The organism is Aliihoeflea sp. 2WW, from assembly GCF_000497755.1.
GTDB lineage: Bacteria > Pseudomonadota > Alphaproteobacteria > Rhizobiales > Rhizobiaceae > Aliihoeflea.
The window spans coordinates 18,201-40,954 of the sequence record NZ_AYOD01000011.1; the positions used below are offsets into that span (position 1 = coordinate 18,201).

Genomic DNA, 22,754 nt, shown 5'->3' on the forward strand with positions numbered 1-22,754 from the left:
CCGCCCGGAGCGGGCCATGAAAGTCGCCTCAAAGATAGCGCGGCAGCCAGGTGATGATGGCCGGAAAGGCCCAGAGGATCGCCATCCCGAACAGGAAGATGACCACGACCGGCCCGGATGCCGCAAAGACCTGCTTGAGGGACAGTTCATCGGATGCGCCTTTCAGTGCAAACAGCGTGTAGCCGAAAGGCGGCGTGACGCTGCCGATCGTCAGATTGATCAGGAACATCGTCCAGAACCATGTCGGATCGAAGCCGTAGGCCTTGACGATGGGAACATAGAGCGGGATCGCCAACAGCATGAATGCGATCTGATCGATAAACATGCACAGAACGAGCGGCAGCACCATCAGCAGCAGGAATATCTGCCAGGGCGGCAGGTCGAGGCCTGTGACGAGTGCGACCAGCCCGCCCGTTGCGCCCATGAACGCCAGAAGCTGGCTGAACAGCTTCGAAGAAGCCAGAATGATGAGGATCATCGCGCTCAGATTGGCCGTCGACAAAAGCGATTCGGTGATGACGCGCCACGAAAGCTGACGGTACATCGCTGCGGTGATGATCGCGCCGACGACCCCGGTCGCAGCCGCTTCCGTGGGGGTCGCGACGCCGAGCAGAATCAGGCCCAGAACCGAAAGGATGATGATCCCGAACGGCAGCATCTGGACGATCGCCATCAAAGCCTCGAGCAGCGTCGCGCGCGGCAGGTCCGGCTCGCTCAGCGGCGCCAGGTGGCGCCGCCGCGCGATCGAAACCGCCAGATAGAGCGAGATCAGCATGGCGAGCAGCAGGCCGGGACCGATGCCCGCGATCAGAAGGCCGGCTATCGACACGTCGAACACCAGCGAGCCGATGACGATGACGAAGAGGCTGGGCGGGATGATCGGCGCGAGACTGGCGCCGGCCATGATCACCATCGCCGAAAGCTTCGGGTCGTAGTTCCTGCGCAGCATGTCGGGCAGAACTGAGCGACCCAGCATCGCCGCCACGGCGACCGCCGATCCGGAAAGCGCGCCGAACAGCGTCGACAGTGCCACCACCAGAAAATAGAGGCGACCCGGCATCCGGCCGACCAGCCTGTCCACGCTGCGGAAAAGCACCTGCACGCTGCCGGAGCGAAACAGGATTTCGCCCAGGAGGATGAAAAGGGGGATCGTGATCAGGCTGTGAGCCGTCGCGGTCTCGAACACGCTGTTTGCAAACAGGCCGAAACCCGCCGGCCCCAGAAGATATAAGACGCCGACGAGGTTCACGACCATGAAGGCAACGAAGACCGGCACCCCCAAAGCCAGCAAGGCGAGCAGAGAGGCCAGGAAGACCGCCAGTGGAATTTCCCAGCCGCTCATCGGATGTCACCCGATGTCGGCACCGGCGCTGCCGGCCCGGCGAAAGCCTGGCGCAGGAACTGCAGCCCCGTCAGCGCGAACCCGGCCACGATGAACGCGGAAATCCACCATTTGGGCACGGTGAACGTGCCGACCGTATAGATGCCGTTGGCAAACTGGCGCAGCGTCTCCATGCCGGTGATCCATGCCGCCACGAGACAGGCAGCCGACGCCGCGATCGCGATCCCGGCATTGAGCACTCTGTTGGCCCCAACGGACAGGTACTCGCTCAGGATCGTGATCGCGACGTGGCCCTGCCTGCGCGCGAGCTCCGGGATCGCAAGGAAGATCGCCGCGCACAGGAAGAACCCCACCGAGTCGGATACCCACTCGGTGGGACGATTTGCAAAGTAGCGCAGCACGACATCGGAGCAGGTCGAGACCACGATGATGGCGAGCAATGCCGCCGCCGCGCAAAGCCCTGCCGTCGACACCATGTCCAGGCCGCGGCAAAGAACGCGGAGCCACGCCGGCGCGTCGCTTTGTAAGTGCCTGGTCGCGCCCGGTCGCACCTACTCCGCGAGCCCCGCCTTGGCGGCAAGCGCGCGCAGTTCCGCGACGGGTTCCGCCGCCTGCGCGGAAGCCGCCTCCCAGACGCTTTCGGCCCAGTACTTGTCCAGCGCCGCGCCCTCGGCTTCAGAAAAGTCCGCCTTTTCCATGCCAAGCTTCTGAAGTTCCGCCAGTTCGTCGGCGCCCAGCCGGTCGAACACAGTGACGGACTGCAATTCGATCGCCTTGGCTGCTGCGGTGATCGCGGTGCGCTGATCGTCGTCGAGGCTGGCCCAGGTCGCGCCGTTGAAGAAGATCAGTGCACCGACCTGTCCAAAGGCTGGTTCCGAATAGTAGTCCGCCACTTCGTTGAGCTTGAATTCGACGACGCCGGTCGTGGTCCAGATGGCGCCGTCGATGACCCCGCGCTGGAGGCTGGTGTAGACTTCGCCGCCGGGCATGTTGACCGGCGATCCGGACGAGCGACTGGTGCGAGGCGGTGCCGCGAATCTTCCTGCCGTCGAGCCCGGTTCGCCTTCGATCGGCGATTTGAGGAAGATACGGAAGCCGTCCGAGCCGATCGGGGGTGCACCGACGAGTTCAACCTGGAGATTGGTCCTATAGTGGTCCGCGATGAAGTCGAACACGCCCGCCTCGCGCCGGCCTGCCGGGTCCGCCGCGGTCGCGTCGATGCTCATACCCAGTGTCGTCGTGCCGGCGTGGTAGGAGGGATGCGTGAACAGAACGTCGAATACGCCCGCCTGCATCGGCTGGAACTGCTCGAAGGTAGCGACCGTGTCCGGCCCGCTGAGAACGAAGGTGATCTCGCCATTCGTGGCTTTTTCGACCTCCGCCATGAACGGCTTCAAGATGTGCTCCGTGAAGGCGTAATTGGTCGCCCAACCCGAGACGACCCGCAACTCGCGCGCGTCCGCGTTCGAGGATGCAACAGTCGCAAGCGATAGGCACGCAAAGGACCCGGCCGCACGGAGCAGCCTCGATACGTCTCGCATGATGGTCTCCCAAGGTTTCGGTCTTGCCAAAAACTGACGTTAGGTTAAGTTCAATATGGAACCATGTAAAGTCCAATTTTGAACCGTTTTCATTGTTAATTCGCACGAATTTCGGCAAGGAGCGCACAACCGATGACACCACCGAACGACCCGGCAGAAGGCGGCGCCGGATTCGCATGAAACGACGCTGCGCGAGAGGATGCTGCATGAGCACGTGATCACGACGGCGTGGCGGCTGAATTCGCTCGCGAACTTCTATTCGGTTCCCTTCTTCCGGGCTCTCGAGCAGGCCACCGGGGTCAGCCGGGCGCAGTACAACATCCTGCTGTGTCTGGCGCATTTCCCGGGCATCACCGCTCAGGACATCGTGGCGATCAGCAGCCGGCCGAAGAACAGCATCAGCGTGGCGGTGGGCCAGTTGGAGGAAAGCGGCCTGATCGTGCGCCGTCAGAGCCGGACCGACTCGCGGCTGATCGAACTCCACCTGACGGAATTCGGACGGGAGGCCTACGCGGAACTGACGCCGCTTCTGGAGCAGCGACAAAGCCGGATGCTCGACGTCCTCACGCCCTCGGAGCGCAACCGCCTCGACCAGCTCCTGCTGAAGGTCGGGCTCAACATTCCTGCCTGGGAAGAGCCCGAATTGCCGCCATCGCTGAAGCGGTTTCGCAGCAAGGGCGGTCGCCAGACAGCGAACTGACCACAGTCGCGCAGCAGCAATTTCCAGAAAAGGTCCGGGTCGATGAAACTCCTGAGCGCCACCCCAAGCCCCTATGCCAGAAAAGTTCGGATCGCTTTGATCGAGAAGGGCTTGCCCTTCGACCTCGTTACCGAGGTGCCTTGGGACGCCTCCACCTCGACGCCGCGCTACAATCCCCTGGAGAAATTGCCGGTGCTGATCCTGGATGACGGCACCAGCATCTATGAATCCAGCCTGATCCTGCAATATCTCGAACTGACGCATCCCCGACCGCGCCTTCTTCCGACCGGCGTCGGCGGCATCATTGCGGCACGGCGGGTCGAAGTTCTTTGCGACGGGATTTGCGACGCGATCATTCTCCTCTTCTGGGAACTCAAACGGCCGGAAGCCTTTAGAAGCCACCCTTGGCTCGCGCGCCAGCGTCGCAAGGTGGATGGCGGGCTGAACGAGGTCGCGCGTCTTGTTGGCACGCGCGAATGGGCCGTCGGGAACGCGTTCGGCCTCGCCGACATTGCGGCAGGAACGCTGCTGCGGTTTCTCGACATCCGTTTTCCGGAACTGGGCTGGCGCGAAAAGTACCCGCACCTTGTCGGCTACAGCGACCGGATGGAGACCCGCCCGTCCTTTCGCCAAACCACGCCGCGCGCCCAGCACTTTTCCGATCCCGTCGTCTGATCGAGCGAGCGCCGCGCCGTCTGCAAGCTCGATCCTGCCGGAATGCCGAGCGCCGCTTTTCATCGCCTACCCCATCTGCCCCGGCAGCCAGGTCACGATTTCGGGGAAACAGAAGATCAAAACGATCACGATGATTTCGAGGGGCAGGAACCACATGACGCCGGCGAAGGCGCGTTCGACGGGAATGCCCGAAACGCCCGAGACGACGAAGGCGTTAAGGCCGAAGGGCGGGGTGATCAGGCCGACCTCGACCATTTTCACGACCAGGATTCCGAACCAGAGTGGATTGTAGCCGAGGCCGATGACGACCGGGAATGCCAGCGGGACGCCGATGAGAAGCATTGAAATCGGATCGAGGAACATGCCCAGCGGCACGAAGGCGAGAAGCAGGAGCGCGACCACCATCCACGGCGCCACGTCGAAGGAAAGCATCCAGGCGGTGAAGTCCGCCGGTACGCCTGCCGAAACGAGGAAATAGGTGAAGACGGCCGAGCCGATCAGCAACATGAACGTCATCGATGTCAGCGAGACCGATTCCATGACCGATGCGGCGGTATCGGAAACGGCCTGCCTGACCCCGCCCGCTCGAAGGCTGTCGTGCAACATCATCGAAAGCGCGACAACCGCGCCGATCGCCCCTGCCTCTGTGGCGGTGACGATGCCCGAATAAATGCCGCCCATGACGACGCCGAACAGAAAGCCAACGCGCAGGATGCTCGACCAGGCATTGCTCGCGACGGCTTGCGGTGCCGGCACAGGCTCCGGCAGGACCGCCGCTGCGCCGAGCGATCGCGGAGCCTGGCCGTCGCGCGCGCCCCTTCCCGCCAGCCGCGGGTCGTAGAGGCAGGCGGCGACGACGCCGAGCGCATAGACGAGCGCGGTGAGAATGCCGGGAATGATGCCCGCGATCAGTAGCGGACCGATCGAGGTATTGGTGATGATCCCATAGAGGACGATTGCGATGGATGGCGGAATGAGAACGCCCAACGTGCCTGAAGCACCCACCACGCCGGCGGCCAACGTCGAGTTGTAGCCGTGACGCTGCATCTCGCGCATGGCCGTCGGACCCAGGGCGGCGATGGTCGCGACGCTCGATCCCGAGACGGCCGCGAAGAGCGCGCAGGATGCGACCGTCGCGATGGCGAGCCCTCCCGGGACGGCACGCAACCCACGACTGGCCAGATTGTAGGCGTCAAGGGCGAGGCGTCCGTTCTTGGCGAAGATGCCCATGGCGACGAAGAACGGAATGACGATCAGGACGTACCGCGCCGGCGATTCATAAGGAAGCCGCGCAAGCGTGCTGTCCGCAGGACCGGGGCCGTCGAAGAGACAGATGCCCGCCGTTCCGGCCGCAAGCAGCGCGAAGGCCACGGGAACCCGCGCGGCAAGAAGACCGAACAGCGTGGCGAGGGCGACGACCAATGCCGCAGTTGAGTCCACGATCACCGTCCTCCTGGTCGCTTCAAAATGTCCAGCAGCCCGATAGCGAGTTGGAGGACAAGCGCGCATAGTCCGAGCGCCACGGCAAAGCGCGCGGGCCAGACCGGGACCTCCGAAAGCCCGATGCGATACTCGCCCGTCGTCCATGATTCACCGGCAGCCTCGATGCTGGCGACCGTCATCCAGGCCAGCACGACGAGTGCGACGGCAACTCCGAGGCCACGCACGATGCGATCGATGCGGGCAGGCAAAGCTCGTGTGACGAGGTCGATCGACACATGCGCGTCGGCCTTCTGCGTCCAGGCAAGGCTCAGGAAGACGATCGCGACGAGGATGACTTCGGAATATTCGTAAACGCCGGGGATCGAATGACCGCCAAGATTGCGCCAAGCCACATCGGCCACGGTCAGCGCAATCAGCCCCATGATCAGTGCGCCCGCGACGAGCGCACCAATCTTCGAAAGCACGTCGATCATGCGTCTCACGTCGCGTCCTCCGTGCCAGTTTCGCCGATTGATGGCGTATTCAGTCGCTTCGCGCCGCGCATTTCGCGACGCCGAGCTCGTATTTCGAGTCCGCCTCGTATTTCGCGAGCGTCGCCGTGTAGTCGGCATAGAAAGCGTCCACGACTTCCGCCGCCACGCCCCGCTCGAGGACGGTCGCTCGCCAGGCATCCTTGATCGTGTCGCCCACCTCGGCCTTCCACGCTTCGACCTCGGTATCCGGCGCGAGCGTGACGGTCGCCTTGGCGTCGAGCAGCTTGGTGCAGGCCTCATCTTCATAGGCCATGAGCGCCGCAGGCTCGCGCTCGAACATGTATTCTTCGGCGACCTCGGTCATGATGTTCTGAAGATCCTCGGGAATCCCGTTCCAAAGCTCGAGACTGATGCCGACGCCGACCGAGGAATACATTCCGATGCCGGTGTAATAGAGGCTCGGTGCTACCTCATGCAGCTTGAAATACGGGATCGCATCGAAGACGAGGCTGCCGAAACCGTCGAGGGCTCCGCGCTGTATGGCCTCATATTGCTGGCCGGGATCGATCGAGACCGGCTGGACGCCGATCGTCTGGAAGGCTCTCGCGACATAGCCGAGCACGCGAAGGCGCTTGCCGTCGAGATCCTTCAGCGCCGTCACCGGCTCGCGCACCCCGGATACTGCCGGCGTGACCGGCACCATGAACATGAGCTTGATGCCCGCCGCCTCCAATTCCTTGCGCATGCTCTCGTTGTTCTTCGACAGATCGTAGAACGTCAGCATCATCGCATGGGGATCGTCGGTCACGAACGGAATGGAATCGACCGACCAGAGCGGCAGATCGGCGGGCCAATATCCGGGCGACATGTAGCCTCCGCCGACGCGACCGTCCCGCGTCGCCGGCAATGTCTCGAGCGCGCCCATCAGCGACCCGGCATAGAAGGTCTGGAACTTGACGCGATCTTCCGAGCGCTTGGCGACTTCGTCCGCCCACCACTGGATGGCCTCGACATGGGCCGGGCCGCGCGGCACGGGACTTGTCAGCCGGATGGTCACGCTCTCCTGCGAAACCGCAAGCGTGGGCATGCCGAGCAGGGTCGCGGCGGCGAGCGCCGAGGCTGCAAGGAAAAGGCGGGCAGTCGATCGGGAGTCATGAAATGCGGCCATCATTCTGTTCCCTTGGTTGTTGAGCCCTTCGGGCTTTTTTCTGGATCGGGCAGCGCCCCGCTGCCAGAATTCACGAACGCACAGTCTGCGAGATTTCGCCGGGAGGCAGCAGCCTGAATTCCTCCGACGCAAGCATCGCCGCCTCCGGGCCGGCGGGCGAATAGACGGCCAGGATTCTGACCGGCTCCCATCCAACGTTGAAGGTCGAATGGAAGGCACCCTTGGGTATGACGACGAGTTCGCCGGCGCCGATCAAGCGCGTGCGCGGCTTCCCCTCTTCATATTCGATCGTCATCTCCGCCTTGCCGGCGACCATGAATATCAGTTGCTCGGACGCTTCGTGCCGGTGCCGCGCATGGCCCTGCCCCGGCAGGAAATAGAGCGTCACGGCCGACATCGTCTCGCTCGTTCCGTTGTCCGGCGACGCGAGCAGTTTCAGCGTCGCCCATTCACACACGAGCGTTTCGACCTCCTCCGGATCGATGGCGACGGGTTCCTTTGCAATTTGCCTGAGTGCCTTGACCGTCACCTGCTCCCCCAACCTCCACTGCCGACGAATTCGAAAGGCAGCTTGCCAAAGCCATATTTTCGGTATATCGAATAAGTATTCTTGTAGCAGAAAATTTGCGCCTTTGCAATCTGTGCTTACGCAAAGGAAAGGATCGCGCCGATGGCTGACAAAGACCCCATGAAGGGCGCCGCAAGGGTCCTCGACCTGATGGAAGCTTTCGGCGGCCGGTGCATCCCCATGTCGCTGACCGAGATCGCGCAGGAGATCGCGGTTCCGATCTCGAGTTGCCACTCACTCGTGAAGACGTTGCATCAGCGCGGGTACATCTATCGTCTCGACAGCCCGAAGCGCTTTTATCCGACACGGCGCCTGACCGAACTGGCCGAGCGCATCGCACGCGGCGATCAGCCGCTTCGCCGGATCGTGGCCGTCGCGGAGGAATTGAGCGCTGCGACCGGCGAGACGGCGATCATCGGCAAGCTCCAGGACGACAGTGCACTTTATCTCGACGTGGTCGACGGTACGCACACTATCCGCTACGCCGCATCTCCCGGAGACCAGCGGCCGGCCCATACCAGCGCGATCGGCAAGGCTGTTCTGTCCTTGCTCGGGCGCAAGGAGTTCGAAGCGGCGCTTGACCGGATGACCCTCGTCGCCGTCACCCCCTCGACGATCACCGATCGCCCGAGCCTAGAGGCCGACATCGCGGAAGGCAGGGAGCGCGGCTATTTCCTGTCGCGCGGGGAAACGGTCGAAGATGTCATGGGCATTGCCGTGGCCGTGAAGTTCGGCGGAGAGGCCTACGCGATCGGGATCGCCGGTCCCCTCCTGCGCCTGGATGCGATGCGCGAGACCTACGTCCAGAGCCTCGACGACCTGCGTGACAAGCTCGCGGAAATCAACGCCACCATGTAGGCGATCCTCCAACTCGAGCGGACGATTGCCGACACGCAGAGAGAGACCCTAGCGGCCGACGGAGTTGTGGCCAGCAATATAGCCGAGCGCGATGGCCGTGAGCAGGCCGTTGCCCGAAAGGTATCCCGACACATCGGGTCCCGAAACGCCGCATGCCGCTCCGCCGCCGGCGAAGAGGTTGGGAAACGCCCGGCCCGAGTTGGACAGGACATGCGCCTCGCCATCGACCATCAGCCCGCCCTGCGTATGAAAAAGCGCGCCGGTGACCTTCACGGCATGAAGGGGCGCTTTGAGCGCCGGCGTTGCGGTGAAATCGCGACCGAATTCGTCCACGCCCTCCCCGGCCTGAAGCGCCGCCGTCGCGCGCAGCGTGTCGGAGAGCGCGCGCGGGTCGACGTCAATCTGCCGCGCAAGCTCGTCCAGGCTGTCAGCACGGCGGATCGCGCCGGCCTCCATCGCATCGCGATAGTCGGGAAAGGCCTGAGCAAATTCGTGGATTCGCTGGTCATACACGTTCCAGGCGAAGCGCGACGGCTGAGCGAGAACCTTGACCGCCTGCTCGGAATATCCCGCATGCTCGTTCGAGAACCGCTGTCCGGCAGCGTTCACCTGGATACCGCCTTCCATCATCAGCGCCCACGAAATCAGGATCTGGTGCGGATGGGCGAGCGAGCCGTGGCCCTGGTAGCCGGAAAGGTCGCGGATGTCCGCGCCCAGCGCCTGCCCCCACAGCACGGCATCGCCCTGGTTTCCGGCATGGCCGTAGTAGTGGGCGCCGTCGAGTTCGGGGATGTGCCGGGCGACGAGATCGGCATTGCCGCCATAGCCGTTGCAGGCGAGGATCAGCGACTTGCAGGCAAGGTGTTCTTCGCTGCCATCGGTGCGTGTAATCCGCACGCCGCGAATGCGTTCTTCGTCGGTGAACAATCCGGTGACATGCGCACCCGTCGCCACCATGACGCCGGCAGCCTCGGCCGCCGTCGCGAGCCTTTGAAGCAGCGCCGCGCCGGTCTTTTCAGGCACCGCGTGCATGCGATGGCAGGAATGGCCGGGATAGAGGAAATCGTCGAGCACGATCCATTCGAGACCGTGGCTGTCAGCCAGCCATTCGAGCGCGGGGCCGATCGCCTCCGACACGCTCGCGACGAGGCCGGGATCGGCCCGGTTCTTCGTCTTCGCCTGAATGTCGGCGGCAAAGCGCGCGGGCGTGTCGTCCTCGGTGCCGATCGCGCGCTGGAAACGCGTCGCCGACGCGGGAATGAAGCCGGACGACATCGACGTCGAGCCCGTCGGCTTAACGTCTCGTTCCAGCACCAGCACGTCCGCGCCCGCCTCGACCGCGCGCAGGGCGGCAACGAGCCCGCACGCGCCCGCGCCGATGATCGCGACGTCGACCTCGGCGTCGGCCTGCATCGCAGATGCGGGCAGGACGGCGCTCATGCGCCCTCGACCATCGCGATCGCCTCTGCGACGGTGATCGCCTTCGTCACGGTCGACAGGTCACGGATCGCGTTGTCGTGCGTTTCTTGCGAGAATGCGCCGCAGCCATCGGACAGGACGAAGGTGCGGAAGTCGCGCACATGCGCGTCACGCACGGTGGAGGCGACGCCGCCATTGGTGACGATCCCGCAGACGAACAGCGTTTCGATGCCCGCCTTCTTCAGCACGAATTCCATGCGCGACTGAAAGAAGGCCGAATAGGCGACCTTCTCGACCACGAAATCGGCCGGCTGGAGCCTGTCGACGAGTTGATGTCCCCAGGCGCCCGGCTGAAAGTCGCCCTTCTTCAGGAACGGGCGCAATTCCTTCAGATGCGGCGAGATCATCGGCTCGCCGCCGCGCCCCGGCACCAGCGTGAACTGCGTGGAGAGGATGAAGCCGCCCTTCGCGCGCAACGCATCGGCAAACGGCTTCAGTCGCGCGGGCAGTTCGGCGATCATTTCCGCCGACTGGCCGGCTCGGCCATAGGCGCCCTCGGGATCGAGAAAATCGTTCTGCAGATCGACGATCAGCAGCGCGGTCTTCGTGGCGTCGATCGGTCCCGCCGCCATTATGTTTGCGCCCGCGAAATGACGACGTTACCGAAGCCGTCCACGACGCCCTCGAGGCCCGGGTCGACGAAGATCGTCGTGTCGGCCTGCTCCAGGATCGCAGGGCCGGCAATCTTGGCGCCGACCGGCAGAGCGAGCCGGTCATAGAGCGGCGTGTCGTGCCAGGCGCCTTCGGCATAGACCTTGCGGCTGCCGGTCCGGCACTGTTCTGCCGTTTTGTCGGTGACCGGCGCAAAGGCACCCATGTCGAAGGCAGGACGGCGCCCGACGACCGCGACGCGGTAGTTCATGACGCGCATCGGGATGCCGGCGAGCAGACGACCGAAGGCCGATCGGTAAGCCGCCTCGAACGCATCGCGGATCGCATCGACCGTCAGATCGCCCGCGGGCATGGCGAGCGGGACGGAAACGGTGTGCGTCTGGCCGAGATAGAGCATGTCGAGTTCGAAGATGCGGTCGACGCGCTCGAAGGAGACGCCGGCTGCCTTCAAAAGTTCGGCGGTTTCGTCGCTGACCTTCTTCATCTCCGCGCCGAGCGATGCGGCGTCCAGCCCGTCGAGCAGGCGATTGACGGTCTGAACGCGGTCATGGCGCATATCCGCGACGACGCAGCCGAGCGCAGATGTGACACCCGGAAAGCGCGGTACGAGCGCTGACTTCAAGCCCACTTCCTTGATCAGTGCGCCGGTGTGCAGCGCCCCGCCGCCGCCGAACGGCATGGCGGCGAAGTCGGCGGGATCATGTCCGCGCTCGATCGAGACGAGCCGGATCGCGCCCGCCATCTTGGCATTGGCGATCTTGAGAATCGCCTCGGCCGCTTCCTCGACGGAGAGGCCGAGCGGGCCTGCGACATGGGTCTCGATCGCACGCCGTGCGGCATCCACGTCGAGCCGCGCCAGCTTGCCGCCGATCGGGCGGTCGGCATTGATGCGGCCGAGCACGACATTGGCGTCGGTGACCGTCGGGCGGTCGTTGCCGAGCCCGTAGCAGACGGGACCCGGATCGGAGCCCGCCGATTCCGGGCCGACCTGCAGGATGCCGCCATTGTCGATGCCGGCGATCGAACCGCCGCCGGCACCGATGGTAGAAATCTCGATCATCGGCGTGCGGACGACGAGGCCGAAATCGATCGCGGTCTGCGCGGCAAGCGCGCTCTCGCCGTCCGCGACCAGCGAAACGTCGAAGGACGTGCCGCCCATGTCGCAGGTGATCACGTTCGGAAAGCCTGCGGCTTTTGCAATCGCCTGAGCGGCCATGACACCCGCCGCCGGGCCCGACAATGCCGTGCGGACAGGAAAGCGCTTGGCGGTGTCGATCGCCATCACGCCGCCATTCGACTGGACGATCAGGATGTCACCGGCAAAGCCACGCTCTTTCAGCGTCTTTTCCAGACGGTCGAGATAGGACGAGACGACCGGCTGGAGATAGGCATTGAGCGCCGCGGTCGACAGCCGCTCGAATTCGCGGATTTCCGGCACGATCTCGGTTGCCGCCGTCACATAGCCGTTCGGCCAGATTGCGCGCACGGCCTCGACGGCTTGCCGCTCATTGGCGTCGTTCGCATAGCCATTGACGAAGAAGACGCAGACCGCATCGCAGCCTGCCGCCTTCAGCATCTCGGCCTGCGCGCGAACCTCGTCGTCGTTGACGGCCTCGCGCACCGTGCCGTCGGCGAGCACGCGCTCGCTCACTTCGAGGCGATGCTCGCGGCTGATGACCGGCGTGTACTGCCCCCACAGGCCCCAGGTCGAAGGCCGGTCGCGCCGGCGCATCTCGAGCACGTCGCGAAAGCCGCGCGTGGTGATGATGCCGGTCTTCGCGCCCTTGCGCTCCAGAAGCGCGTTGGTGCCGACCGTGGTACCATGGACGACGGTCGCGATCTCGGAGAAATCGGCGACGATGCGGCCGATCCCTTCGGCGAAACCCTTCGACTGGTCGCCGCGCGTCGACGGGATCTTGGTCGTCTGGACGGTATGGTCGATCTGGTCGTAGACGAAGATGTCGGTAAAGGTCCCGCCGACATCGACGCCGATCACATAGCGTTTCTCGCTCATGCCGCGGCATCCTTCTTCAAGCCATGGCCGTAGTCACGTTCGGCGGCATCGGCCGAGACATATCCAAGTGCGATGTCGCGCTCGATCCGGGCCGGGTCGCGCTCGGAAGCCGGGCCGTACCCTCCGCCGCCGGGCGTCTCCAGCCGTACCTTCTGGCCGCGCTTCAGTTTAATGCCGACCATCTTGGACGCCATGGGCGGGTGGTGGTCGCCGTCGGCCTGCCCATAGGAAAAGCTGTTCAGAACGGAATCGCCGCCACCCGCAACACCCTTCGGCGCAAAGCGCCCGCGCTCGCCGAACAGGAAGACATCGGCGCTCTCTTCCAGAAGTTCGAGTTCGTAAACCGCGCCGAGACCACCGCGGCTCTTCCCCGCCCCGCCTGAATCCAGCCGCAGCGCCCATTGCGTGAACATCACCGGATAGGCGGCTTCGAGGATTTCGAGCGGCGGGATGGTCGCGGTCGAGATCGGCGCGTTGCCGTGGTTCAGCCCATCGCCTTCCGGATGGCCGCCATGGCCGCCGCCGAAGAAGGAGAACATCACCCAGCGCTTTTTATCGGCGCCGCGATAGCCGGCGAGCGACAACGCATTGATCGTGCCATAGGCGCAGCCGTTGGAGCGTTCCGGCGCGATCTTCGCGATCGCCTGGAAGACCACGTCGATGAGACGCAGGATCGTCTCCGTGTAGCCGCCGACGGGCTTGGGTGCGACGACGGACAACAGACTGTCCTCGGGGATGACGAAATCGACGGGCTCCAGCACGCCGGCATTGGCCGGCACGTCGCCGAAGACATGTTTCAGCGCGACGTAGCAGGCAGCGATCGTCGTTGCGCGCGAGATGTTGACCGGCCCGGCGCAGGCGAGCGACGAGCGGGAGAAATCCATCACCATGCGGCCATTCTCGATGGTCAGATCGAGCGCGATCGTCAGCGGCTCGTCGACGATGCCGTCATTGTCGAGATAGTCCTCGGCCGACACCGAGCCCTGCGGCAGCTTGTCGATCTCGGCGCGCATCAGTTTTGCCGCGCGGGCCTTCAATTCGCCGAGCGCGCCCGACACCGTCTCGTCGCCATAGTCGGAGAGGAGTTCGGTCATCCGCTTGACGCCGAGGTCGAGCGCGTTGATCTGGCCGTTCAGATCGCCGAAGAGCGAGTTCGGCAGGCGGGAGTTGGACGACAGGATGTCGATCACGTCCTGACGCAATTCACCCCGATCGAAGAGCTTGACCGGCGGAATGAGCATGCCTTCCTGGAAGCTTTCGGTCGCGACCGGATTGTAATTGCCCGGCACATTGCCCCCGACATCATGCCAGTGACCGACCGAAGCGAGGTAGCAGAAGACCTCGCCATTGCGGAACAGCGGACGCACGAGACGGAAGTCCGACAAATGCGTACCGCCAGCATAGGGATCGTTGAATATCCACACGTCGCCGTCCTGCGGGCCGCCGCTCTTGGCCGCCTTCTCGATGACGGCCTTCACCGCAAACGCCATGACGCCGACGAAGATCGGCAGGCCGGACTTGCCCTGCACCAGCGTGTCGCCGGTCTTCGCATCGTAGATGCCGTGCGAGGCGTCATGCGCCTCGGCGATGATCGGGTTGAACGCGGAGCGAAACAGGGTCGCGTCCATCTCGTCGGCGATCTGCTCCAACCGGCCCTTCAGGATTGCCAGGAGGACGGGATCAATCATGGGTGAACCTCTTTTCGTCATAGGCATTGCCGGCTTCGAGCAGGTCGTCGGTGCCGACGACATCGTTGATGCCGGCAAAATCGTACATCTGGTCGCGGAACGGCGCGTTGGAGCCCGATTTGAGCAGGCTGTCGAAATAGGCGCGGCTGATCTTCGCCACCGCGCGCGTCAGGCCGCCGGGGAAGATGACCAGCGAGAAGCCGAGCGCCTCGAGATCCGTCGCCGTCATCGGCGGCGTCTTGCCGCCTTCGACCATGTTCGCCATCAACGGCACGCGCTCGCCAAGGCTCGCGACGATCTGCTTCATCTCGTCAAGCGAGCGCGGCGCCTCGACGAACACCATGTCCGCGCCGGCCTCGGCATAGGCAGCGGCCCGGTCGAGAGCAGCCTCGAACCCTTCGACGCCGATGGCATCGGTACGGGCGACGACGACGAAGTCATCGGCCGCGCGAGCGTCGGTCGCGGCCTTGATCTTGCCCATCATCTCGCCGGTGGAGATCAGCGACTTGCCGTTCAAATGCCCGCAACGCTTGGGCATCGTCTGGTCTTCGAGCTGGATTGCCGCAGCGCCCATGCGCTCGAACATGCGCACCGTGCGCTGCACGTTGAGCGCATTACCGAAGCCGGTGTCGCCATCGACGATCAGCGGCAGTGCGACGCGATCGCAGATGACGGCGACCGCATCCGCGACCTCGCTCATCGAGACGAGGCCGATATCGGGACGGCCAAAGCGGGTATAAGCAAGCGATGCGCCGGACAGGTAGATCGCTTCCGCGCCGGCCTGCTCTGCGATCAGCGCCGAAAGGCCGTCATAGACACCGGGTGCGACGATTATGCCTTCGTCGCCGAGGCGCGCTTTCAGGCGCTTCATTGTTGTTCTCCTCGGTTCATGCGCTCGCGCGCGAAGCGTTTTTCGAGATGCGGCACCAATCCGCCATCGGCGATCATCTCGATCAGAAAATCAGGCAAAGGCTCCAGCTCGATCGTCCCGCTTAAGGTCGTTAGCCGGCTGTTGCGAACGTCCAGTTCTACGTCGTCGCCAGCCTCTATGCCGCCGATCTGATCGCCGCCGACGAAAACCGGCAGGCCGAGATTGATCGCATTGCGCTGGAAGATGCCGGCAAAGGATCGCGCGACGATGCCGGCGACGCCCAGATGCTTGAGCGCCTGCGCGGCCTGCTCGCGCGACGAGCCCATACCGAAATTTTTGCCTGCAACGATGACGTCGCCCGGCTTCACCGACGATGCGAAGTCGGGATCGACGGCTTCGAGGCAGTGCTGCGCCAGCACCTCGATTCCGCCGCCCATATATTGGCCGGGGGCGAGCGCGTCGGTGTCGATGTCGTTGCAGAAGACGAAGGCCCGGTTCATGCCGCGTCCCCGAATTCGCGCGGGTCCGCGATGCGCCCAGTGATGGCGGAGGCTGCGACCGTGTATGGCGAGCCGAGATAGACCATCGAGGACTTCGCGCCCATGCGGCCCTTGAAGTTGCGCGCAGTGGTGGAGATGCAGGTTACGTCCTCGCCGAGCCGCGCCGAGCCATAGCCGGCGCAGATGCCGCAGGCGTTCGGCAGCACCCTGGCGCCGGCATCCTCCAGCACCTTCATGATGCCGTCTCGCTCCGCGCGCTCCTGGTCGCGCTTTGACGAGGGCGCGACGAGGAGTTCGACGCCTTTGGCCAATGTGTGGCCGCGGATGATGTCGGCGGCGGCTTTCAGGTCGACATATTTCGCGCCGGTGCACGCGCCAATATAGGCGACGTCGATGCCGGTCGGCTCGTAGTCGGAAATGCCTGCGGAATTCGCTGGCGAATGCGGCGCGGCGACCTGCGGTTCCAGTGCCGAGGCGTCGAAGCGATGCGTTTCGGCAACCGTCGCGCCTTCGTCGCTCTGCCAGTCTGCCGCCTCCGGCAAATCGGTCGCGCCATGCTCGGCAAGCCAGCGCGTCGTCGTCTCGTCGGGCGCGATCAGGCCGGCCTGGGCGCCGAGTTCGGCCGCCATGTTCGACATGGTCATGCGCTCCTGCATCTCCAGCACGCGGACCGTTTCGCCGGCATATTCGATCGCCTGGTAACGCCCGCCATCCATGCCGAGCTTGCCGCACATGGCGAGGATCATGTCCTTGGCCATCAGGCGCGGGCCGAGCGTGCCGGACCATTCGATCCGGATCGTCTCCGGCACTTTCAGCCAGATTTCGCCGGTCGCGAGCACGCCCGCCATCTCGGTCGCGCCGACGCCGAACATGTAGGCACCAAAGGCGCCGCCAGTGGGCGAATGGCTGTCGCCGCCGACGACCAGCATTCCCGGCTTCAAATGTCCCCGCTCCGGCAGGACGACATGACAGATGCCCTCGCCGTCATAAAAGGAAACGCCCTTTTCCTGCGCCCATGCCCGCGTCAGGGCGAGGATGGCCGCGCCCTCCTCCGTGTCGCCGGGCACGTAGTGATCGGAGATCAGCACGACCTTCTTCGTGTCGAACAGCCCGACACCGAGCCGCTTCAGGATCGGCTCGACCCGGCGCGGCCCACCCGAATCGTGGATCATCGCGAGGTCGACCTTCGTCGTCACGACCTCGCCCGGCGTAACGCTCGCACGTCCGGCGGCGCGGGCGATGATCTTTTCGGCAAGGGTCGTCGGGCGGGACATGGTCATATCCCCAGATAGGAGCGCTGGAGGTTCGGATCATCCATCAGCGTCGCGGCAGGGCCGGAGAGACTGATCGCGCCGTTTTCCAGCACGTAGCCGGTGGTCGCGATTTCCAGCGACTGCGCGACGTTCTGCTCGACGAGCAGGATCGTCAGCCCTTCCTCGTTCAGCCGGCGGATGAGATTGAACATCTCCTCGACCAGAAGCGGCGAAAGGCCGAGCGACGGTTCGTCGAGAATCAGCAGTTCCGGCTCGGCCATCATACCCCGCCCGATCGCCAGCATCTGCTGTTCGCCGCCCGACAGCGTACCCGCCTTCTGCTCGAACCGCTCCTTCAGGCGCGGGAAGATGGCGACGATCTTATCGATATTGGCATCGCGATTGCCCCGCGCACGGCGATAGGAGCCGAGGATCAGGTTTTCCTTCACCGTCATGTTCGGGAAGATCAGCCGGCCTTCGGGCACTAGGCTCATGCCGGCGTCGACGACGCTCGCCGCTCCGATGCCGGTGATGTCGCTGCCCTTGAAGGCGACCTTGCCCGCCCATGGCCGGATGAGGCCGGACAGCACCGCGTTGAACGTCGTCTTGCCGACGCCGTTCGAGCCGAGCAGCGCGACGATGTCGCCGCGCCGGATGGTGAGATCGACGCCGCGCAGGACCTCGACGGCGCCATAACCGGCGCGCAGGCCGGAGACTTCGAGAATGGGCTCGCCGCTCATGCCGGCACCTCCGCCGCCTGCCGCTTCAGCCGTGCGGCCATCCCCGGCCCCAGATACGCTTCGACGACGGTCTGGTTGGCCGCGACCGCGCGCGGCTCTCCCTCGGCGATCAAGCGGCCCTGGTTGAGCACGAAGGTGTACTCCGACAAGCTCATGACGGCCTGCATGACATGCTCGATCAGAAGGATCGTCACCCCCGAATCCCGCACGGCGCGGATGACCGGAATGACGTCGCGGATTTCACTCGGGTTCAGCCCGGCCAGCACCTCGTCGAAGAGGACAAGCTTGGGATCGGTCGCGAGCGCCCGAGCGACTTCGAGTCGTTTGCGGCCGGCGACCGTCAGATCGGCAGCATCCTGGTCGAGCCGGTCGCCGAGGCCCACTTTCTCGGCCACCTCCCGCGCCCGGTCGAGCGCGTCGCGGCGCGAGGTATGGCGCAGATGCGCGCCGACGGCGATGTTTTCGCGCACCGTCTGGCCGGCGAAGGGCTGCACAATCTGGAAGGTGCGCACCATTCCTGCGCGGGCGATGTCACTCGGCTTGACGCCCAGAATGTCGCTTCCGGCGAGCGTCACCGTTCCGCTGTCCGGCTTGTGGAAGCCGGTGACGAGCGCGAAGAACGTCGTCTTGCCCGCGCCGTTCGGCCCGATCAAGGAGACGAGACTGCCTTCGGCGATCTTCATCGACACGTTGTCGACCGCCTTCAGCCCGCCGAAGGATTTGGAGATGCCATTGACCTCAAGCATTGGCCGGCCTCCGCTTCGAAAATGCCCGCTTTGCAACGGAGAAGATGCTGATCAGGCCGCGCGGCAGGAACATGACGATCACGATCAGGAGCACGCCGTAGATCGCCAGCGCGACGCCCGGCACGTCGCCGATATTGTGGCGCGTGACTTCGGACAGCGTGTGGATGACGGCGGCGCCGATCAGCGGGCCGAACAATGTGCCCATGCCGCCGATGATCGGCACCAGAAGCGATTCGATCGAGATCGCCGAGCCGTAAGCGATCAGCGGGTCAAGATAGAGGTAGAACTGGGCGTAGAAGACGCCAGCAAGCCCGGAGAAAAAGCCGGAGAGCGCAACTGCGCCCATCTTGGTCTTGAACACGTCGACGCCCAATGCGCGAGCCGCATCCTCATTGTCGCGCACGGCCATCAGCCAGGCGCCGAAGCGCGAGCGGCCGAGCCACCAGACAGTGAGGAAGCAGGCGAGGCAGAGCGTCCAGATCAGCCAGAAATAACCGCGATTGTCGGCGAACTGCATGTTGGCGATGTCGCGCTCGAGCGGGATCAGGATGCCGACGCCACCGCCGGTAAAGCCGACCGAGTTCGACAGGATGCGCAGCACTTCTGCGAAGGCGAGCGTCACCAGCGCGAAATAGGAGCCGCGCAGGCCGTAGCGGAACGAGGCGAAGCCGACGAAGAGCGCGACGCCCATGGCGAGAAGCCCGCCGGCGACCATGCCCAGCCACGGATTGATGCCGAACTGGATTTGAAGCACCGCCACCGTATAGGCGCCGGTGCCGAAGAAGGCCGCATGGCCGAAGGAGAACTGGCCGCCATAGCCGCCGAGAATGTTCCACGCCTGGCCGAGCAGCGCGATGTAGAGGATCGCGATCACCGTGTTCAGCGTCGAGGGCGAGACGATCCAGAATGGACAGGTGGCGATCAGGCCGAAAATGACGAGAAGAGCGACGAGTTGCTTGGTGTTGATCATCCGCCCGCCTCAGACCTTGTGACCCAGAAGTCCCGTCGGGCGGAACATCAGGATCAGGATGAAGATGGCGAAGATGCCGAACTGGCCGAGGCTGTCCCCCAGGAACAACCCGCCCATGGCTTCCACCACGCCGATCACCAGCCCGCCGATCATGGCGCCGACGAAGGAGCCCATGCCGCCGAGGACGACCGTGGTGAAGGCGATCAGCACGAAGCCGTAGCCGACCTGCGGATTGACGTAGTAGCTCGGCATCAAGAGGCAGGCCGCAACGCCAAGGCAGGCGACGCCGATGCCGAAGCTCATGGCGAAGACGTGGTCGACATTGATGCCGACGAGCCGCGCGCCCTTGCGTTCCTTGGCGAGCGCGCGGATGGCGCGACCGAGATCGGTCTTCGACATGAAGGCCCAAAGCAGCGCGGCCGTCACCAGCGCGCCGAAAAAGGCGACGACCTTGGCGACGGGAACGAATGCACCGGCAAACTCGACCACCTCGAAGGAATAGGGCGTCTCGATGGTTCGCGTGTCGGAGCGGAAGAAATAGAGCGCCATGTTCTCGATGATGATCGAGAGGCCCAGCGTGACGAGCAGGATATTCTCGTCGCGGCCATGGCTGGCCCGGCCGATGATGCCGCGTTGGAGCGCGTAGCCGATCGCGAACATGGCCGGCGGCACGATCAGAAGCGCCACATAGGGATCGATGCCGAACAGGCGGTTCAGGAAGAAGACGCCGTAAAGCGCCATCATCAGCATCGCGCCATGGGCGAAGTTGATGATGTGCAGGACACCGTAGATCAGCGTCAGGCCGAGCGCGACGAGCGCGTAGAGCGCGCCCGTCGTCAGCCCGTTGATCAGCGATGGTATCAGGATGACCGGATCGATCATGTCACAACCTGTGATGCGGCGCGGAGCCATGCCCCGCGCCCGTTTCGTTCAGGCGGAAGGTCAGGCCGGGACCGGGAAGATCACCTCGGCGGAGGCGAATTCTTCCGGCAGGACCACCTGGATCTCGCCGCCCTGAACCTGCGTATTGACCGCCTGCGCCCCAGTGTTCTGGCCGTTCTCGATCTTGGTCGGCCCGTAGGGCATGCCGTGATTGTCCCAGGTCGAGGAGTTGAGCGCCTCGATGATGGCCTCGTTCTCGGTCGATCCCGCGCGTTCGATCGCATCGGCGAGGAAGGCGACGGCGTTGTAGGCAAGGAAGATCTCGTAAGTGTAGAACAGGCCCTTCTCCTCGGCGGCGGCGCGACGCTGCACCGCGACTTCGGAATTCGGGTCGTACCAGTGGTTGCAGTCCATGATGTTCTCGGCCGCTTCCGGGAATTCCTGGACGAATTGCAGATTCGAGGCCGCGCCACCGAGCACCGAGTAGATGCCCTTGGCCGCGATGCGCTGCTGGCGCAGCGTGCGGGCGAGGAGCACGTATTCGTTGTAGTAGTTGGCGGGAATGATGAGGTCCGGCTGCAGCGAGCGGAGCTGAAGCGCGATGTTGGTGAAGTCGCGCGTCGGATTGGCGTGGCGGATGACCTCCAGAACTTCGATGCCGATATTCGGCAGCTCCTTGGCAAGGAGTTCGGCCGTGCCGGTGCCGAACAGCGACTCCTCGTGGATGATGACGGCCGTCTTGGCCTCGCCGCTGGCGTTGATCGCCTTCAGGGCTTCCACGGCAGAATTCGCCACGGAGCCGAAGCCGGGCGCGAAGCGGAACGTGTTTTCGAGATTGCGTTCCATGATGTTGTCGGCAACGCCGACATCGACGATGTGGGGCGTCATCGTCTTGGCCGCTTCCTGCGAGGTCGCGAGCGAGATTGCCGACGAATAGCCCGCGATGATGCCGGTCGCGCCGGCCTCGATCAGGCGAGCAGTCTCGGACGCTCCGAGTTCCGGACGGCCCTGGCTGTCGGCGAGCATCGCTTCGAGCTTGGCGCCGTTCATCGACTGGATGCCGCCGGCGGCGTTGATATCGGCGATAGCCATCTCCGCGCCGACACGGCACTGCGTGCCGGAAAACGAGACGAAGCCGGTCACCGGGTGAACCAGGCCGAGACGGATCGCGTCGGGCTCCTGCGCACGCAGGACAGCCGGAAAGCCCGTCACGAGGGCTGCGGTTCCGGCTCCGGCCAGAAACTGCCGGCGTTTGATGGGCGTATGGATAAGCGTCTTCATGTCAGTTCCTCTCTTTTCTTATGATTGGATCACTTGTCGTTCGAACGGCCGGACGGGTCCTGGCCGAGCGACTGCCACTGCATTCCCTCGCGGCGGCGGACGCGCTTCAAGTTCATCTCGAACTGGTACTTGTCGGGCCGGTAGAGCACGCGGATGAACTCGACCGGCCGGTCGTCGACATCGCGAACGATGCGCCTGACATCGATGAGCGGCGAGCCGGCATGGATCGACAGCGCGCGGGCGATCTCCGGTTCGGCCAGCGTCGCCGAGACGCTCTGACGCGCATCGGCTACCTTGACGCCGTGGCGCTCCATCAGCGTCAGGAGCGGAAAGCTTCCCATCTCGTCACGATCGAAGGACCGCCCGATGTCCTCCGGGACGTAGGTCACCAGATGCGACATCGGTTCGCCGTCCAGCGAACGCACGCGCACCGTCCGCTGGACGATCGTGCCCTGCTTGACAAGCAAGGCCTCAGCCACTTCGGCCAGGGCCGGGACGTAGTCGAACTCGAGCACTTCGACATCGGTCGCCACGCCCATCAGCGAGATGTTTTCCAGCCAGCCCTCGACCGAAGTCTTGATCGTCGGCGCGGGCGGCGTATCGGAAACGCGCGTCCCGCGACCACGCTCGCGCACCGCAAGCCCGGCATCGGCAAGCTCGTTCAGCGCACGTTTGGCCGTGATGCGCGATACGGCGAAACGCTCGGCCAGTTCCTGTTCGCCCGGCAGAGCCGCGCCAGGACGCAGTTCGCCCGAAAATATTTGGTTGCGCAGGATGATCAGGATCTGGTGGTAGAGCGGCACGCGCGACGTCGGGTCGATCAGCGCTCGGCGCGGCACGGCCGTGCCCGACGACTGCGACTTCTGCTCCCGACCCATATCGCCCATGAATTCGCCCATGCCCTCTCCCGCTCGACCGAGCTACGCGCCGGCATTGCCGCTGCGTCATTG

Annotated in this window: 23 protein-coding genes; 3 read left to right on the plus strand and 20 right to left on the minus strand. The window is 64.4% G+C overall.

Features of this window, described 5'->3' with window-relative positions:
* Nucleotides 1-28 precede the first annotated feature (28 nt).
* From ALII_RS0106850 to dctP (ALII_RS0106860), 3 genes are all read right to left on the minus strand, one after another.
* A complete protein-coding gene (locus ALII_RS0106850) occupies nucleotides 29-1,342 on the minus strand; it encodes a TRAP transporter large permease (protein WP_024586579.1) in 1,314 nt (437 codons plus the stop codon).
* Nucleotides 1,339-1,782 (minus strand): TRAP transporter small permease, encoded by a 444-nt coding sequence (locus ALII_RS0106855; RefSeq protein WP_161632247.1) that lies wholly within the window; start codon nucleotides 1,780-1,782, stop codon nucleotides 1,339-1,341. The genes ALII_RS0106850 and ALII_RS0106855 overlap by 4 nt, the downstream gene beginning before the upstream one ends.
* 111 nt (nucleotides 1,783-1,893) lie before the next feature.
* Complete coding sequence (dctP, locus tag ALII_RS0106860) at nucleotides 1,894-2,883, minus strand: TRAP transporter substrate-binding protein DctP (protein ID WP_081718917.1); 990 nt, start codon at nucleotides 2,881-2,883, stop codon at nucleotides 1,894-1,896.
* Nucleotides 2,884-3,082: 199 nt separating this feature from the next.
* Between dctP (ALII_RS0106860) and ALII_RS0106865 the strand changes: the two genes are divergently transcribed.
* Entirely contained in the window at nucleotides 3,083-3,583 is a 501-nt protein-coding gene (locus ALII_RS0106865; protein WP_024586582.1) for a MarR family transcriptional regulator, read from the plus strand.
* 42 nt (nucleotides 3,584-3,625) lie between these two features.
* Entirely contained in the window at nucleotides 3,626-4,258 is a 633-nt protein-coding gene (locus ALII_RS0106870; RefSeq protein WP_024586583.1) for a glutathione S-transferase N-terminal domain-containing protein, read from the plus strand.
* A 66-nt stretch (nucleotides 4,259-4,324) separates the two neighbouring features.
* Here the strand turns inward: ALII_RS0106870 and ALII_RS0106875 are convergent, their stop codons facing one another.
* The 4 genes from ALII_RS0106875 to ALII_RS0106890 all read right to left on the minus strand — a co-directional run bounded on the left by ALII_RS0106875 (nucleotide 4,325) and on the right by ALII_RS0106890 (nucleotide 7,871).
* Nucleotides 4,325-5,698, minus strand: a complete 1,374-nt coding sequence (locus tag ALII_RS0106875) for a TRAP transporter large permease (RefSeq protein WP_024586584.1) — start codon at nucleotides 5,696-5,698, stop codon at nucleotides 4,325-4,327.
* A gap of 2 nt (nucleotides 5,699-5,700) precedes the next feature.
* Nucleotides 5,701-6,174 (minus strand): TRAP transporter small permease, encoded by a 474-nt coding sequence (locus ALII_RS22665; RefSeq protein ID WP_024586585.1) that lies wholly within the window; start codon nucleotides 6,172-6,174, stop codon nucleotides 5,701-5,703.
* A gap of 49 nt (nucleotides 6,175-6,223) precedes the next feature.
* Entirely contained in the window at nucleotides 6,224-7,342 is a 1,119-nt protein-coding gene (gene dctP / locus ALII_RS0106885; protein ID WP_035449459.1) for a TRAP transporter substrate-binding protein DctP, read from the minus strand.
* Nucleotides 7,343-7,412: 70 nt separating this feature from the next.
* Complete coding sequence (locus ALII_RS0106890) at nucleotides 7,413-7,871, minus strand: cupin domain-containing protein (RefSeq protein ID WP_152529557.1); 459 nt, start codon at nucleotides 7,869-7,871, stop codon at nucleotides 7,413-7,415.
* A 141-nt stretch (nucleotides 7,872-8,012) separates the two neighbouring features.
* Here ALII_RS0106890 and ALII_RS0106895 point away from each other — a divergent pair, with 141 nt between their 5' ends.
* Nucleotides 8,013-8,768, plus strand: a complete 756-nt coding sequence (locus ALII_RS0106895; protein WP_051375793.1) for an IclR family transcriptional regulator — start codon at nucleotides 8,013-8,015, stop codon at nucleotides 8,766-8,768.
* Between the two features lie 48 nt (nucleotides 8,769-8,816).
* On the opposite strand, the gene ALII_RS0106900 is transcribed toward ALII_RS0106895, so the two are convergent.
* The 13 genes from ALII_RS0106900 to ALII_RS0106960 are packed head-to-tail and all read right to left on the minus strand — an operon-like array spanning nucleotide 8,817 to nucleotide 22,703.
* Nucleotides 8,817-10,208, minus strand: coding sequence for an FAD-dependent oxidoreductase (locus ALII_RS0106900; protein WP_024586589.1), 1,392 nt, complete (start codon nucleotides 10,206-10,208; stop codon nucleotides 8,817-8,819).
* Nucleotides 10,205-10,819 (minus strand): cysteine hydrolase, encoded by a 615-nt coding sequence (locus ALII_RS0106905; RefSeq protein WP_024586590.1) that lies wholly within the window; start codon nucleotides 10,817-10,819, stop codon nucleotides 10,205-10,207. Before ALII_RS0106905 ends, ALII_RS0106900 begins: the two co-directional genes overlap by 4 nt.
* Nucleotides 10,819-12,873, minus strand: coding sequence for a hydantoinase/oxoprolinase family protein (locus ALII_RS0106910; protein ID WP_024586591.1), 2,055 nt, complete (start codon nucleotides 12,871-12,873; stop codon nucleotides 10,819-10,821). Before ALII_RS0106910 ends, ALII_RS0106905 begins: the two co-directional genes overlap by 1 nt.
* Complete coding sequence (locus tag ALII_RS0106915; protein WP_024586592.1) at nucleotides 12,870-14,561, minus strand: hydantoinase B/oxoprolinase family protein; 1,692 nt, start codon at nucleotides 14,559-14,561, stop codon at nucleotides 12,870-12,872. The genes ALII_RS0106910 and ALII_RS0106915 overlap by 4 nt, the downstream gene beginning before the upstream one ends.
* Complete coding sequence (locus ALII_RS0106920; RefSeq protein WP_029660283.1) at nucleotides 14,554-15,432, minus strand: isocitrate lyase/phosphoenolpyruvate mutase family protein; 879 nt, start codon at nucleotides 15,430-15,432, stop codon at nucleotides 14,554-14,556. Before ALII_RS0106920 ends, ALII_RS0106915 begins: the two co-directional genes overlap by 8 nt.
* Entirely contained in the window at nucleotides 15,429-15,932 is a 504-nt protein-coding gene (locus tag ALII_RS0106925; protein WP_024586594.1) for a 3-isopropylmalate dehydratase, read from the minus strand. Before ALII_RS0106925 ends, ALII_RS0106920 begins: the two co-directional genes overlap by 4 nt.
* On the minus strand, nucleotides 15,929-17,206 hold the full coding sequence (locus ALII_RS0106930; RefSeq protein WP_201767710.1) for a 3-isopropylmalate dehydratase large subunit: 1,278 nt from the start codon (nucleotides 17,204-17,206) through the stop codon (nucleotides 15,929-15,931). The genes ALII_RS0106925 and ALII_RS0106930 overlap by 4 nt, the downstream gene beginning before the upstream one ends.
* A 2-nt stretch (nucleotides 17,207-17,208) precedes the next feature.
* Complete coding sequence (locus ALII_RS0106935; RefSeq protein WP_024586596.1) at nucleotides 17,209-17,910, minus strand: ABC transporter ATP-binding protein; 702 nt, start codon at nucleotides 17,908-17,910, stop codon at nucleotides 17,209-17,211.
* 11 nt (nucleotides 17,911-17,921) lie between these two features.
* The gene (locus ALII_RS0106940; protein WP_024586597.1) at nucleotides 17,922-18,671 is read right to left on the minus strand and encodes an ABC transporter ATP-binding protein; all 750 of its coding nucleotides are present in this window, start codon (nucleotides 18,669-18,671) and stop codon (nucleotides 17,922-17,924) included.
* Entirely contained in the window at nucleotides 18,664-19,641 is a 978-nt protein-coding gene (locus tag ALII_RS0106945; protein WP_024586598.1) for a branched-chain amino acid ABC transporter permease, read from the minus strand. The genes ALII_RS0106940 and ALII_RS0106945 overlap by 8 nt, the downstream gene beginning before the upstream one ends.
* Before the next feature lie 9 nt (nucleotides 19,642-19,650).
* The gene (locus ALII_RS0106950) at nucleotides 19,651-20,523 is read right to left on the minus strand and encodes a branched-chain amino acid ABC transporter permease (RefSeq protein WP_024586599.1); all 873 of its coding nucleotides are present in this window, start codon (nucleotides 20,521-20,523) and stop codon (nucleotides 19,651-19,653) included.
* 60 nt (nucleotides 20,524-20,583) lie between these two features.
* Entirely contained in the window at nucleotides 20,584-21,804 is a 1,221-nt protein-coding gene (locus ALII_RS0106955; RefSeq protein WP_024586600.1) for an ABC transporter substrate-binding protein, read from the minus strand.
* A gap of 29 nt (nucleotides 21,805-21,833) precedes the next feature.
* Nucleotides 21,834-22,703, minus strand: a complete 870-nt coding sequence (locus ALII_RS0106960) for a GntR family transcriptional regulator (RefSeq protein ID WP_024586601.1) — start codon at nucleotides 22,701-22,703, stop codon at nucleotides 21,834-21,836.
* Between the last annotated feature and the right edge of the window lie 51 nt (nucleotides 22,704-22,754).